General features: G+C 31.1%; 12 protein-coding genes. All 12 read left to right on the top strand.

What is annotated here, in order from left to right; translation table 11 throughout:
* The first annotated feature begins 29 nt into the window (after positions 1-29).
* Positions 30-845: a polysaccharide biosynthesis/export family protein gene (locus RA0C_RS04765; protein WP_014411264.1), complete on the top strand. Its 816-nt coding sequence runs from the start codon at positions 30-32 to the stop codon at positions 843-845.
* A gap of 32 nt (positions 846-877) precedes the next feature.
* Positions 878-3,250: a GumC family protein gene (locus tag RA0C_RS04760; protein ID WP_013446906.1), complete on the top strand. Its 2,373-nt coding sequence runs from the start codon at positions 878-880 to the stop codon at positions 3,248-3,250.
* 11 nt (positions 3,251-3,261) lie between these two features.
* Positions 3,262-4,236 carry an SDR family oxidoreductase gene (locus RA0C_RS04755; RefSeq protein WP_013446905.1) on the top strand — a complete coding sequence of 325 codons (975 nt, stop codon included), beginning with the start codon at positions 3,262-3,264 and terminating at the stop codon, positions 4,234-4,236.
* 16 nt (positions 4,237-4,252) lie between these two features.
* Positions 4,253-5,536, top strand: a complete 1,284-nt coding sequence (locus RA0C_RS04750; RefSeq protein WP_013446904.1) for a nucleotide sugar dehydrogenase — start codon at positions 4,253-4,255, stop codon at positions 5,534-5,536.
* 17 nt (positions 5,537-5,553) lie between these two features.
* Positions 5,554-6,912, top strand: a complete 1,359-nt coding sequence (locus RA0C_RS04745) for a lipopolysaccharide biosynthesis protein (protein WP_013446903.1) — start codon at positions 5,554-5,556, stop codon at positions 6,910-6,912.
* Positions 6,887-7,849 carry a glycosyltransferase family 2 protein gene (locus RA0C_RS04740; RefSeq protein WP_013446902.1) on the top strand — a complete coding sequence of 321 codons (963 nt, stop codon included), beginning with the start codon at positions 6,887-6,889 and terminating at the stop codon, positions 7,847-7,849. Before RA0C_RS04745 ends, RA0C_RS04740 begins: the two co-directional genes overlap by 26 nt.
* 176 nt (positions 7,850-8,025) lie before the next feature.
* Entirely contained in the window at positions 8,026-9,036 is a 1,011-nt protein-coding gene (locus RA0C_RS04735; RefSeq protein WP_231919857.1) for an EpsG family protein, read from the top strand.
* A 133-nt stretch (positions 9,037-9,169) separates the two neighbouring features.
* Entirely contained in the window at positions 9,170-10,201 is a 1,032-nt protein-coding gene (locus RA0C_RS04730) for a hypothetical protein (RefSeq protein ID WP_014411263.1), read from the top strand.
* Positions 10,198-11,070 carry a glycosyltransferase family 2 protein gene (locus RA0C_RS04725; protein WP_013446899.1) on the top strand — a complete coding sequence of 291 codons (873 nt, stop codon included), beginning with the start codon at positions 10,198-10,200 and terminating at the stop codon, positions 11,068-11,070. The genes RA0C_RS04730 and RA0C_RS04725 overlap by 4 nt, the downstream gene beginning before the upstream one ends.
* Positions 11,071-11,081: 11 nt before the next feature.
* Positions 11,082-12,128 (top strand): glycosyltransferase family 4 protein, encoded by a 1,047-nt coding sequence (locus RA0C_RS04720; protein WP_013446898.1) that lies wholly within the window; start codon positions 11,082-11,084, stop codon positions 12,126-12,128.
* Positions 12,129-13,175, top strand: a complete 1,047-nt coding sequence (locus RA0C_RS04715; protein WP_013446897.1) for a hypothetical protein — start codon at positions 12,129-12,131, stop codon at positions 13,173-13,175.
* A 57-nt stretch (positions 13,176-13,232) separates the two neighbouring features.
* Entirely contained in the window at positions 13,233-15,122 is a 1,890-nt protein-coding gene (gene asnB, locus RA0C_RS04710; protein WP_013446896.1) for an asparagine synthase (glutamine-hydrolyzing), read from the top strand.
* The last annotated feature ends 2 nt before the right edge of the window (positions 15,123-15,124 follow it).

Below are 15,124 nucleotides of genomic sequence, written 5' to 3'. Positions count from 1 at the left end.
CTTTAAAAGTTGTATATTTGCAAAATTAGATGAAATTTATGAAAGCTAGAAATTACTTGACGTTGTTGTTTGTGTCACTTTTTATTTTTTCGTGTAAAACGAAAAATGATATAGAGTATATGCAAGATATAGAAAAACAAGCGGAAGATGCTTATACAAGAGCTTCTCAGACAACTATACAGCGTGGTGATGAGATATCTATATTGGTAACGGCAAAGGATATGTCTGTTGTTGCACCATTTAACCAGGGAGTTACACCTTCTAATAAACTTGGAGCTTATTCCCTTGCAGAAGGGAATAGTCCCATGGGAAATCAGGCACCAATTAGTGGATTTACCTATACGGTTTATGATACAGGATACATAGATTTCCCTGTGTTAGGAAAAATAGACACTAATGGAAAAACTTTAGAGGATTTAAAACAAGAGCTATCCAATAAATTAAAAAGGTATATTGTAAACCCTACAGTAAGCGTGAAGTATGCTAACTATAAAGTTACTGTTTTGGGAGAGGTAAACAGACCTGGACAGTATATTATTCCTGATGGAAAAACTAGAATAGTGGATGCGTTAGGTTTGGCTGGTGATTTAACTATTTATGGTAAAAGGGATAGGGTGCTTGTCGTCCGTGAGCAAGATGGTGTTAGAACTAAAGCTTATATAGATTTAACAAAATCCGACTTTATCAATTCTCCATATTATCATTTAAAACAAAATGATGTGGTAATGGTAGCGCCAAATAAAACGAGACAATCAGCAGCAATGTTTGGTCCTCAAACAGGAATTTATATATCAATAGCATCAGTTGTTGTTACTATTTTGGCTTTAGTTATTAGGAAAAATTAATAAGTTATATCATAAGAATTAAAACAATAACAATGGATAAAAAACTATCTAATCTGTCTATAGGAGAAGGAGATGAAATTAACATTAGAGAGATTCTTAAGCCTTATTTGAGAAATTGGGTTTGGTTTGTTGTTTCAATTGCTTTGGCATTAGTCTTAGCATTTTTTTATTTAAAATTTGCTACTCCTGTATATAAAGTCGAATCATCTGTTCTTATCAAAGGTACTAAAGGAAGTAGTAGTGGAAATATGGAGGCAGATATGTTGAAGGATTTATCTGGCTTAGGCGGAATGAGTACTAACAGTATAGATAATGAGATAGAAATATTTAAGTCTAAAAAACTGATGACTACTGTAGTAGAGGCAAAAAACTTACAAACCTCTATTACTGCCAAGGATGGTTTTAGAAGAAAAGAACTTTACGGGGAAACCTCACCAATTATAGTAAATATTGTTTCAGAAAAAAAAGATGAGCCTTTTTTCGAAGAACCAATAAAATTGTCTATTGAAAATAATAAGGTTACATTGCTATCGGATGAACTCTCGTCAGAAGTGAGTGCTACATTTGGAAAAACTATTAGTTTACCATTCGCTAATATTATTATTCGTAAAAACCCAAATTTTGATTCTAAAAAAGCGGGTAATATAGATGAGCTGGAGATATCTATACTTGATAGGGATAGTAGAGTAACACAGCTACAAAAAGAGCTTAATGTGGCTCTTGTTAATAAAGATGTTACAGTTATAGGGTTATCTATGAAATCAGCGAATATAGATAAAGCTAAAGATATTATCAATTGTTTGGTAACAGCTTATAATGCTGATGCAATAGGAGATAAAAACTCACAGTCTGAGGAGACTATGAAGTTTATAGAAAGTAGAATTAAGATTATTTCTAACGAGTTAGGAGATGTAGAAACGCAAAAAGAACAATTTAAAGTTCAAAATAAAATTACAGATATTCAGGCAGAAGCAGAACTTGATTTAAAGAGTACTGCAGAAGCTAGAGCTAGGCAACTTGATATAGATGCACAACTACAACTTACAGATGGGCTTATTTCGTATTTAAGTAAACAGGCATCTTACCAAGTTTTACCTTCAGCAATAGGTTTAGATAATCCTACGGCATCTTCTGGTATAGCTTCCTATAACGAATTGGTTTTGGAGAGAAATAGATTGTTAGAATCTGCTACTCCTGAACATCCAGCTGTAATAAATCTATCTAAACAGCTTAATAACCTTAGAGGTTCTATTTTACAAAGTTTACAAAAAACACGCTCAGGCTTACAAATAAGAAGCAATGAGTTGCAAGGTGAACAGAATAAAATATCAGGGAAAATTTCAAAGATTCCTGCTATAGAAAAAATGTTTAGAGGGATTGAGAGACAGCAACAAATAAAAGAACAATTATATCTTTTATTACTGCAAAAAAGAGAGGAAACAGCTATTTCTCTTGCTATTACAGGTAATAAAGCTAGAGTGATGGATAATGTGTATGCTTCTGATAAGCCTGTAGCTCCTAAGAAAATGATAGTTCTTTTAGTTGCATTAGTAATAGGATTGCTTATTCCGTTTCTACTTATTTATTTAAAAGAACTTCTTGATAATAAAATTGAAACTAAGCATGATATAGAACAAATTTCTAACACTCCTGTCATAGCAGAGCTTCCTAGCATAGAAAAAGGTCAATCTGATATTGTACAGTTGAATGACTTAACACCAATAGCAGAGGCGTTTCGTATCTTGATTACTAACATGAATTTTATGCTTCCTAAGAAAGCTGAGGGCAAAGTGGTTCAGGTAACCTCTACTATTAAAGGTGAGGGGAAAACTTTTACCTCTGTTAACTTAGCGTTAACATTGGCTACTCCTAGTAAAAAGGTAATTATTATAGGTTCAGATATCAGAAATCCTCAGTTGCAGAGATATAATGAGTCTAGAAGAGGATTAGCAGGACTTACAGAATTCTTGTATGATAGTACAACTAAGTTGGAAACTATTATTCATCAAAGTTCGTTTAACCCATATTTAGATGTGATTTATTCAGGTAGTATTCCACCTAACCCAACGGAACTCTTAACCAACGGTAGATATGAGGAGCTTTTGGAACAGCTTAAACCTAATTATGATTATGTCATTATAGATACAGCACCATTAATGTTAGTAACAGACACATTCCTTATTGCTGATTTAGCAGATGCAACAGTTTATGTAACACGCTCTAAGTATACAGATAAAGAATTGATAGATTTTGCTAATAAAAATATCAATGCTAATAGAATTAAGAATGTAGGTTTTGTATTGAATGATGTAAGTAAAAGTAATTTTGGTTATGGAAACAAATATGGCTATGGATATAATGCTGATGAAAAGACATGGTTTCAAAAATTGAAGGATAAATTTTAAAAACCTGAGAAATGAATAACAGGAAAATATTAATTACTGGAGGGGCAGGTTTTATTGGCTCGAACCTTACAGAACACTTTTTGAGTAAAAATTATCAAGTAAGAGTTTTAGATAACTTTTCCACAGGTCATAAATACAATATAGAACCTTTTTTTAAGAATGAAAAATTTGAATTAATTGAAGGGGATATTAGGAACTTAGAGATTTGTAATGAGGCATGTGAAGGAGTAGACTATGTCTTACATCAGGCCGCTTTAGGTTCTGTTCCTCGCTCTATTGAAAATCCAATTACAAGTAATGAAGTTAATGTTTCGGGATTTCTTAATATGTTGGTAGCAGCTAGAGATGCTAAAGTTAAACGCTTTGTGTATGCAGCAAGTTCTTCTACTTATGGAGATTCCCAATCGTTACCAAAAGTAGAAGAGGTTATTGGAAAGCCACTGTCACCTTATGCGATTACTAAATATGTTAATGAACTCTATGCTGATGTGTTTAGTCGTACTTATGGTATGGAGTGCATAGGCTTGAGATATTTTAATGTTTTTGGTAGAAGACAAGACCCTAAAGGAGCCTATGCAGCGGTTATTCCAAAATTTGTGATTCAGTTGATGAATTATCAGTCGCCAACCATCAATGGTGATGGTAGTTACTCAAGAGATTTCACTTATATTGATAATGTGATTCAGATGAATGAGTTAGCAATGTTAACCGATAATCCGGAAGCTGTAAATACCGTTTATAACACGGCGGTAGGAGATAGGACTACTATTAAACAAATGGCAGAATTGCTGAAAAAATATTTGTCAAAATATGATGAAAAGATAGCGGCGGTGGAGATTTTGCATGGTCCTAATAGATTGGGAGATATTCCTCACTCCTTGGCATCTATTGATAAAGCAAAAGAAAATTTAGGCTATGCTCCAACACATATTTTTGAGCAAGGATTAGAAGAAGCAGTGGATTGGTATTGGAAGAGGTTGAAATAAATTAATAAAAAGTAAAATGAAAAATAAAATCGCTATTATCGGTTTGGGCTATGTAGGTTTGCCTTTAGCAAGATTGTTTGCTACTAAATATTCTGTGGTAGGGTTTGATATAAATAAGGAGCGTGTTGCAAAACTCAATCAAGGGCACGATGACACTTTAGAAGTAGCAGATGATATTTTACAAGCGGCATTGGTTCAAGAAAATCCATTTCCAACCGGAAAAATAGGGCTATACTGTTCTGCTGATTTGAATGATATTCAAGATGCTAATGTTTACATCATTACCGTACCAACACCCGTGGATAAAAATAATCGTCCTGTTTTGACTCCTCTAATAAGAGCTAGTGAAACTGTAGGGAAAGTATTAAAAAAAGGAGATATTGTGATTTATGAATCTACAGTTTATCCTGGAGTAACCGAGGAAGATTGTATTCCTGTATTGGAAAGAGTATCTGGTTTGAAGTTTAATGAAGATTTTTATGCAGGCTATTCTCCCGAACGAATTAACCCAGGTGATAAAGAGCATACTGTAGAAAAAATATTAAAGGTTACATCTGGCTCTACTTCTGAAATAGGTAGAATAGTAGATGAGTTGTATAAATCTGTTATTACTGCAGGGACTCACTTGGCTCCGACAATCAAAGTTGCAGAGGCGGCTAAAGTGATTGAAAATTCCCAAAGAGATATCAACATAGCTTTTGTAAATGAGTTGGCAAAAATATTTAGTCTCATGGGTATTGACACTCATGCAGTTTTGGAAGCAGCAGGAACAAAATGGAATTTTTTGCCATTTAAACCAGGCTTAGTAGGAGGGCATTGTATTGGTGTTGATCCTTACTATTTAGCTCAAAAAGCTCAAGAATATGGTTACCATCCAGAGATTATTTTGGCTGGTCGTCGTTTAAATGATTCTATGGGGAAATATGTAGCGGAACAAGTGGTAAAAGCGATGATAAAAAAAGATATTCCTGTAAATAATGCGGAGGTCTTGATGCTGGGGGTGACTTTTAAGGAAAATTGTCCTGATGTCCGTAATACTAAGATTGTAGATGTGATTGCAGCTTTAGAAGATTTTGGAGTGAAAGTAACAACCTATGATCCATGGGCTTGTCCTGAAGAGGTTAAACATGAGTATGGTATTGAAAGCACTAAGAATTTACCATCTCAAAAGTTTGATGCCGTAGTTTTAGGGGTGGCTCATAGAGAATTTAAGACATTGGATTTATCTCTGCTTAAAAAAGACAATGTAGTGGTGTACGATGTGAAAGGAATTCTTTCGTACTATGATGATAGATTATAACATAAGAACAGCCCTGAATGCAAAAAATTAGAAATATATTAGAACGAATAGGTCTAGATGGTGCTGTTTTTTATACTGTTTTAGGTAGGGTAATTCAAGGAGGGGGAGGGTTAATATCCATATTTTTTATAACAAACTATTTATCAAAGATAGAGCAAGGGTATTTTTATACCTTCTCCAGTCTAGTTGCAATACAAGTTTTTTTTGAATTAGGTTTTACTGGTATAGTAACTCAGTATGTGGCACATGAATTTGCATATCTTAGAATAGGAAAAGATTTTAAAATAGAAGGAGATTTACAATATAAGTCTAGGTTGTCGTCGTTATTTAGGTTTTGTGTAAAGTGGTATGTTATTATTTCCCTATTGCTCTTTTGTCTTTTACTCATTATAGGAAATGTATTCTTTTCTAAATACAGAGGAGAGAGTACGGTACAGTGGTCTTTTCCATGGATGTTACTTGCATTAGCAACATCTATTAATTTGTTTTTTTCCCCCCTTCTCTCTTTTATGGAAGGAATTAATTTGATTAAGTATGTGGCTCAGATTAGATTAATACAGAAGAGTGTTCAGCTTTTTATACTTTTTGCATTATTGATGATGGGGTGTAAACTTTATTCTGTTGCGATATCTTTGATGATTTCATCTTTAATTTTTCCATTCTTATTTTTCTTATCAAAGAATAAGAATATCTTTTTAGCTCTGTGGAAAGAAAGAGGTGAATGGAGTGTGAGTTACAAAAGAGAAATCTTCCCTCTTCAATGGAAAATAGCATTGAGTTGGATTAGCGGTTATTTTGTATATCAATTATTCAATCCTGTTGTTTTTGCTACAAGTGGAGCTGTTGTTGCAGGGCAGATGGGAGTAACAATAGCTGTCTTAGGTGGTGTTTCAACAATTTTTATGAGTTGGATGAATACTAAGGTTCCTATGTTTTCTAGTTTTATTGCTAAAAGAGAATATAAAATGTTAGATATAGCTTTTAAAAAAAATTTAATACAAACTTTAGTGGCTACTTTAGTGGGATTACTCATTGTAGTTATAGCTGTTGCTTTTCTTAGATATTTTAAAATTTCATACGCTAACCGCTTTTTATCGATGGAACTTTTTGTTCTATTGTCTATAGCTACATTCTTTAATCAAGTTGTATCCTCTTTAGCATTATACCTAAGATGTCACAAAAAAGAACCATTGTTAATATATTCTATTGTTTTAGGTATATTAACAGGAGGAGGGACTTTATTTTTTGGTAACAAGTATGGTGTAGATGGGGTTGTTATAAGCTATACTTTTTTTGTTGTAGTGATAGGTTTCCCATGGGTTTATAATGTTTTTAAAACAAAAAGGCAGAATGGCACAAAATCAAAATATAGATAGGCACAAACCAACGTTAGCTCTTGCTATTCCTACATACAATCGTCCTGAGATTTTGAAGGAGAATCTTTTAAAGATTATAAATGAACTAAGTAGATATAATATACCAGTTTATATATCTGATGATAGCACAAATAATGATACAAAAGAGATAGTTGATTATTTGAAAAAGGAGTACTATGATAATATCTATTATTATAAAAATACTCCTTCTTTGGGGCATGATCATAACTGCTTGTTTACTATGTCTCTACCAAAAGAAGACTATATTTGGTATATAGGGGACTCTATGATAATAAGAGAGGAAGCATTTTCTATGATATTTGAAATTATAGAAAATGAGGACTATGATTTTATATGTTTTAATGCAGAGAGTCGTAGTGAGCCTCTACCAAATAATAATATATATACTGATCCCAAATGCATACTGTTAGATTTAGGATGGCATTTAACTATGTCAGGAGCGATAATTTACAATAGAAGAGCTTTATTCACAGAATGTATAAATATTCAATTAGTTAAAAATTTTCCTCAATTGGCTTTAATATTTTGGGCTGCCTATAAAAAGAAAATTCAATTATATTGGATTAATAAAAAAATAATATACGGCAATAGGAAAAAAGAAAGTTATTGGTCTGGCAATCAGTTTAGTGTTTTTATAGATGATTATAAAAATATGCTTATAAATCTCCCTAATAAATTTAGACAAGAAGATGTTGATAAGGTTGTAAGACAACATTCTTTAAATACGGGAATATTTAGCTATAAAAGTCTGATAGTTATGCGAGCTAAGTCTATGCTTAATATGGAGCAACTTGAGAAACGAAAGAGAGATATAAAGTCTTTTTCTAATGCTAATATATTGATTTTATTTATACTATGCTTGATTCCTGTGAGAATTGTAAGATTGGGCTATGAACTTTTTAAGAGGAAAAAATAAGTGATTTTTGTTAAAAATATTATGATTGGAGGATTAAGTTCTAAATTTGTATAGATTGATCTATAGTAAATGTTAAAGTTAGAGGTATGTTCTATTACTATTTATTATTGTTATTTTTTTTAGGAGTGTTGGAGTTTTTTTGTAGAGGGATGAAAATCAAGAATATTTTCTTGATTATGAGTGGTAGTATTTTTTTTATTATACAGGCATTTATAACTTGGACTCCAGACTTATTTAATTATGAAATTCATTTTTATAATATAGATTTAGATTATGTTAGGTTAGCGGTAGAACTGGTACATATCAAACTGATTGAGTTTGTCCATTACATAAATGAAGATTTTCAATATTTTTTAGGAGTATATGCAGCTTTAACTCTAATATTATTTTTGTTTTTTCTAAAAAAAACGACCCCGTCGCCAGCTTTCGTATTATCCATTTTTTTTATTGTTCCTTATTTTTTAAATATAATTCAAATAAGAAACTTTTTAGCTATATCAGTATTCTTAGTTGCTGTTTTATACTACGAAAAAAGGAAAATAATTTTTTGGGCATTTTATATTTTATCTGTATTATGCCATTTTTCTATGTTAATTTTATTACCATTTTTTTTAGTAAGAAAATTTTCCTTTTTTAACAAGCTTTCAAAAAGTAATATTGCCATAATTATTGGGATGTTGATACTACTGGCTGTTCCCAAATCTATAGCGGAGCCATTGGTTACAGCTATTAATCCTAAATATAGTGATTATTTGGAGGCTACTTCTACTTATTTAGGGACTATTGCTCTTTTTATACCTTTTTTTATTATCAATAATTTTATACTATGGCATTATTATAATAAGTTTTATCTATGGGAAAGTAGAGTGAATGAGTCTTATAAGAAATACCTCCCAATATTTATTCAATTGGTACAATACGCAAACTACCTTATCTTAGCACAATATTTTATAAGAGATTTTTCTAGGATAACTATGAATTTAAGCTTACTATCCTATATCTACTTGTCCGTAATATTTTTTTATAGACGGGAAACAAAGCAAGATAAATTAAGAGTGTTCTTAATGAAATTTATGTTGTATTTATGGGGAGGAGTTAGTTTTTATTTAATATTTTTATCATTGAATGAAGGAGAGTACTTTGATGTAATTGAGAAAACATTTAATAGCAATTTAATATTTAGATAACATTTTTTACCTCAAATTTAAACTACTTATGTTAAAATCTAATCTGTATACAATTTTGGTAATATTTTGCACTGTTTCTCTCAGTAGCTGTCAGAAATTCACATATAAGTATCTTCCCAAAAATTATGAGGAAATGGTATTTATATCTAGAGCAGAAAGAGACAGTGTAAGAAAAACTATATTAAATCCGTATAATTTGGTTAGAGCACTCCCTAAAAATTATTCAACAAGAGGAGATGTAGATTATACAGAACAAATACAAAATGCTATTGATAAGTATAGTCATGTTATTTTTCCAAATTTTCCAATTTTGATAAATGATAGAGGATTGTCTATACCTTCTAATAGGAAAATCTATTTTAATCCTAATTCTAAATTAATTTTAAAGGCTAGTGATAAGGGGCAGTATGAAATTTTAAGAATTCATGATGCAGAAAATGTTTCAATTTACTTTCCAAACATTATAGGAGATCGAAAAACTCATTTAGGAAATGGAGGAGAATGGGGTATGGGAATATCTATAAGGGGAGCCAAAAATATCCTTGTCTATGGAGCTAGGGTTAATGATTGTTGGGGAGATGGCATATACTTAGGAATTTCTCCTGTAACCGGTAGCGTATTAAATGATAGTATTAAAGTAGTTAAATCTCATGTTAATAATAATCGTAGAAATGGGATGTCTATTATTACAGCACAGAACTTGTTAGTTGATAAATTTTGTGCAGCTAATACATCTGGAACACCACCTCACGCAGGTATTGATATAGAGCCAGACAAGAATACAGATGTTATTTATAATTTAAATTTTAAAAATCTTGTTTTATTTAACAACGAAACACATGGTTTTTTAGCTGTTTTAGAAAATTTATCAGGTAAAACCTATGATATTGGACAGATAAATATCAAAAACATAAAGGTAGATACAGGTTATCTTGGGATAAGCTTAAGATTTGCTAGTGATAATAGTAACATACAGCAACCAAAAGGGAAAATTAATATTGAAGATTTCCAATTTAGGGGGCTTTCTAGAGCTGAATTTCTCTCCTATGATGAAAATAAAAACACAAATATTAAAGTTAATTTTAAATCTACGAAAAAGGATGTTTTTATGCTTCAGTCTCAAATGAAAAATTTGGGTGAAAATCTTAAGATTGATGTAAAATGAAAATAGATGTTATTATTCCTACTTACAATGGGTCTGAACATATAGCTCAGCAAATTGAAAGTATATTACAACAGCCTTATGAAAATATTACTATACATCTCAGAGATGATGGGAGTAAGGATGATACGGTAAATATTATCAAGAGTTTTTCTAATAAATATCCGAATGTTATTCTATATCAAGATTTAAATAATAACCTTGGGCTCGTCAAAAATGTAGAGTATCTATTAACAAAATGTAGTGGGGATTTAATTTTTCTTGCAGATCAAGATGATGTTTGGTATGAGGATAAAATTAAAACATTTCTCAGCTATTATAAACCTACAGATACACCTACCTTATTACACTCAAACTGTATGGTAACCGATGGCGATTTAAATGAAAGAGGGTTGTTTTTAGATGATAATCCTGCCTCTAATAAAAGAATAGAAAACTCTTATTTTCACTACTTTGTACAGGGAGCTTCGTCCATGATTAATAAGTCTTTAAAAAATAAGATTTTACCATTCCCAAATAATATTTATATCCATGATAGGTATATTCATTTTATGGCAGAATTATTTGGAGAAAGAGTTTATATACCACAACCTACAATGTGGTATAGGCAGCATGGTGCAAATCTTATTGGAAGTAATACATTCATAGATAAGTTGAAACGACTTAATCTAAAACAAAAATTTTATTTGGAACCAGATAAGAAATTGATAGAGATTCTTGTCAATCTATATCCAGATAAAAAAAGTAGATTTAAACTGTATTTTGATATGGTGAATAATGAAAAATCTAGGTGGTCTAAATGGAAGTTAATGTATTCTAATAATATTCCACTTAGAATGAAAGAAAAAGTATTACTATGGTTGAATAATTAATACTGCGTTGAATGAAAAAAAAGATACTTCTCTTGTCCAAATATGGTGTAGCGGGTCCAAGCTCTAGATACCGTTTTTATAATTATTATCCATATTTTCAAAAGGTAGGTTTAGATATAGAGTTTAAGCCACTTTTTGACGACGATTATATCAAAAAAATATATAATAATAGAAGTTTTTATTTATTTTTTTTACAATTATTAGCTGTCTTAAAACGTATAATATTTCTTTTAAAAAATTATAGACGGTATGATGCTTTTATTATTGAAAAGGATATGTTTCCTTTTTTGCCTTTATGGCTAGAAAAGCTTTTTCTAAATCATAAACCTTATGCATTAGATTTTGATGATCATGTCGCAGCATCTTATCAATCTTCTAGACTTAAAAATAAAATTTTAGGAAACAAAATATCTGAGTTGGTTAAACACTCTAAATTTACTACTGTTGGAAATAGGTGGTACTTTACTAAGTTTAAGGAGGGGAATTTAATTTATTTGCCTACGGTGATTGATTTAGATAAATATCCGATTCATAATATAATTTCAAAAACGAAGACAATAGTTTGGATAGGTTCACCATCTACTGTGAAATATTTAAAATTGCTTGAGCCTATTTTTGTTGAGTTGTCAAGCGATATAGATTTTGTTTTAAGAATTATAGGAGGGGAAATTAAGCTAGATTCTCGTATAAATGTTGAATATATTTCTTGGAGTGCAGAGTCCGAAAATCGACTTTTAGCAGAGAGTACAATTGGGATTATGCCTTTAGAAGAAACCGAATGGGAGAAAGGGAAATGTGGGTTTAAATTAATACAATATTTGGCTAGTGGTATTCCTGTAGTAGCCTCTAAATTGCCAGCAAATGAGGAAATTATAACTCAAGATTGCGGTTTTATAGCTAATGATTTGTTTGAATGGAAAAAGTACCTTAGATTCTTGCTTGAAAATCCATTAATCGCTGAGGAAATGGGAGTTAAGGGTAGATTGCGTGTTGAGGAATACTATTCATATCAAATATGGGGGGAGAGATATGCAGATATGATAAAAAGTAAACTTTAGATGCAAACAGAAGTAAAGGGAGAAAGTTTTTATAAGATTGTTTTTGGATGTTGTATTTTATTCCATTTAATAATTTTAGGCTTAGTTTTAAATAGTCCTGATAATTTTGGACATTTAGATTCACATAGAATTTTTAAGTTAGCAGGAGCTGAATTTCAAAAAGGAGGAGACTGGGGGATTACAATTTTAGCAGCTGCTCTCTCAATCCCTGTGAAATTTGGCATAACTTACGAAGTTTTGACCCTTTTTTTCTCATTTATTTCTCTGGCAGGATATTATTTTTTATATCTCGTAGTCAAAGAGGAAACTTGTAATAATTCTTTATCATACTTGAGCGTATTACTTTTATTTTTATTGCCATCTATACATTATTGGACTTGTTTTATCAGTAAAGATTCTGTTTTCTTCTTTCTCATTTGTGGTTTAGTTTTTTCAATAAAAAAAGAAAAATTTAGGTTACAGTTTTTATTTCTAGCCCTCATGTTTATTCGCCCACATATAGCAATAGTTATTCTAATTGTAACTCTGTTTTATCACCGTGGGTATTATTATTATCTTAGTACAAAACAAAAAATTTCACTTCTAATATTTGTGTTCATGTTGATATTTTGTGCTTTGATTTTTTTTCACTTCAAGATATCTCCACTTCAAAATTTATTGGAATTTGTAACCAGTTTTGGACAATTTAACTTTCTGCGTAATGGCTTGGGGCATAGTCCTATCAGATTAGGTGAAACCTATTTTTACGAACGTTTTTTAATGCTAATGTATCGTCCATTATTTTTTGATGCAAAAGGCTACACACAGAATTTAGCGTCCATGGAAAATCTAATACTTCTCATTTACACTGTTTTTATATTAGGTTTTTATATTATTAGAGCAAAACGGAAAAATAATTTATTCATAACGCTTGGAGTAGCTATTTGGATTATTATATCAGTATACATATATAATTTGGGATTAGCTAATAGAATGAAAGTAATGATTTTACCATTTATTTTCATTGGGGTAATCTTGTATTCTAAATCTTCCAAACCAGTGCAGTAGTATTATATAATTTTTTAATTATTAAGATAATAGTTGTAATTTTGAAAAAAAATATTGATGTGCGGTATTAATGGACTTATTTTAAAAGATATAAATTCTGATTCAGCGATAAAGAAGCTGGAAATAATGAATCAAAGAATTTTTCATCGTGGACCAGATGAAGATGGGTTCTTTGTAGAGCAAAAAGAGCAAAATGTTATAGGGTTTGCTATGCGTAGGCTTTCTATTATTGACTTGTCTAGTGGTAAGCAACCTATTTTTTCAGAGGATGGAACTAAGGTTATCGTTTTTAATGGTGAAATTTATAATTATCAAAGTTTAAGAAAGCAGCTTTTATCCGTAGGAAAAACCTTTAAAACCAATTCTGACACCGAAGTTATACTAAGGTTATATGAAGTTTATGGGAAAGAGGCATTCAAAATGTTAGACGGAATGTTTGCTTTCTCTATTTATGATAAGTCTATTAATAAAGTATTTATAGCAAGGGACTTCTTTGGGGAGAAACCCCTATATTATCAGAATTCAAAGGGAGGACTTATTTGGTGTTCGGAGTTAAAATCTTTAATGTCGGTTTCAGAAGAAGAACGAGTTATTTCTAAAGAAGGATTAAATCTTTACTTTCAGTTGACTTATATACCCGCACCTTTTACAATTTATGAGGGAGTCTATAAGTTAGAACCCAATCACTTTATAGAGTATGATTTGGTTGCGAATGAATTTAGATTAGAAAAAATACATATTGAAGGTAAATTTGATAAGAGAGAGATTTCATTTGATGATGCTAAGAAGGAATTGAGGGATTTGGTAAAGGAAAGTGTTCTTTCTAGAAGTATTTCTGATGTTCCCATAGGTACTTTTTTGTCTGGTGGAGTAGATTCTTCTATTGTAACGGTTTGTTTAGCTGAAGAAATGGGGCAAAAGATTAATACTTTTTCTATTGGCTATGATAAAAAATCGTTTGACGAGTCGGATAAATCAAAAATTGTAGCTAAGCAGATAGGCTCTACACATCATCAATTTATACTTAAAGAACAAGATTTAGAAGACGAAATAACTTCTGTACTACAGAATTTTGACGAGCCGTTTGCTGACTCTTCTGCATTGCCTAGTTTTTTTGTGGCAAAAAAAACTAGTGAATATGTAAAAGTAGCTCTGACAGGAGATGGAGGAGATGAAGTCTTTGGAGGATATAACAAATATCTTATAGGAAAAATAAATGAAAGATATACGCAAATAGTGCCAAAGGCTTTGCATTGTACGATAAAAAAAGTGTCAGACTTTTTAACTAAACAAAAAGAGGATCAGCGGGGATTGAAATTTAAAGTGCGAAAAGCAGTTAATGCCATTGACTACGGGGGAGAGTTTTACTATAATATGGTTAAGTTAGGTTTTCAAGAGCCTGAACTATCACGTTTTCTTAGGAAAGAATGGTTAGTAAAAGATGCTTTGAGTCTTTACAAAGAGAGAATACCTAATCCTAAAACACTTAACGATTTTCGTAATGTGGATAGAATGATAAGTTTGGAAGGAGATATGATTGTAAAAGTGGATCGGACAAGTATGTTGACTTCGTTGGAATGTAGGGCGCCCTTTTTAAATAAAAAACTTTGGGATTATTCTCACACTCTTCCAGAGCATTATTTGCTTAATGGGAATAATAAAAAGTATATACTAAAGAAGGCTTTTGAGGATAAATTTCCAGAAGGTTTTTTAGAGAAATCAAAGAAAGGTTTTGGAGTACCTGTTGGGGATTGGTTAAAATCTACACTTAAAGAGGAATTAATGTCTTACGTAGTAACAGAAAAATTGGAGAAACAAGGTCTTTTTAATGTTCTAGAAATCCAAAAATTGGTTTACAATCATTTAAATGAAATAGAAGATAATACATTCCGTGTTTGGACGCTTTACTGCTTTCAGAAGTGGTATTTTAATATGCATTTAGAGTAAAT

Origin of the sequence: Riemerella anatipestifer ATCC 11845 = DSM 15868, assembly GCF_000252855.1 — a bacterium.
GTDB lineage: Bacteria > Bacteroidota > Bacteroidia > Flavobacteriales > Weeksellaceae > Riemerella > Riemerella anatipestifera.
The sequence above is the reverse complement of the archived record's forward strand: the minus strand, read 5'-3'. Positions and strand labels throughout refer to the sequence as shown.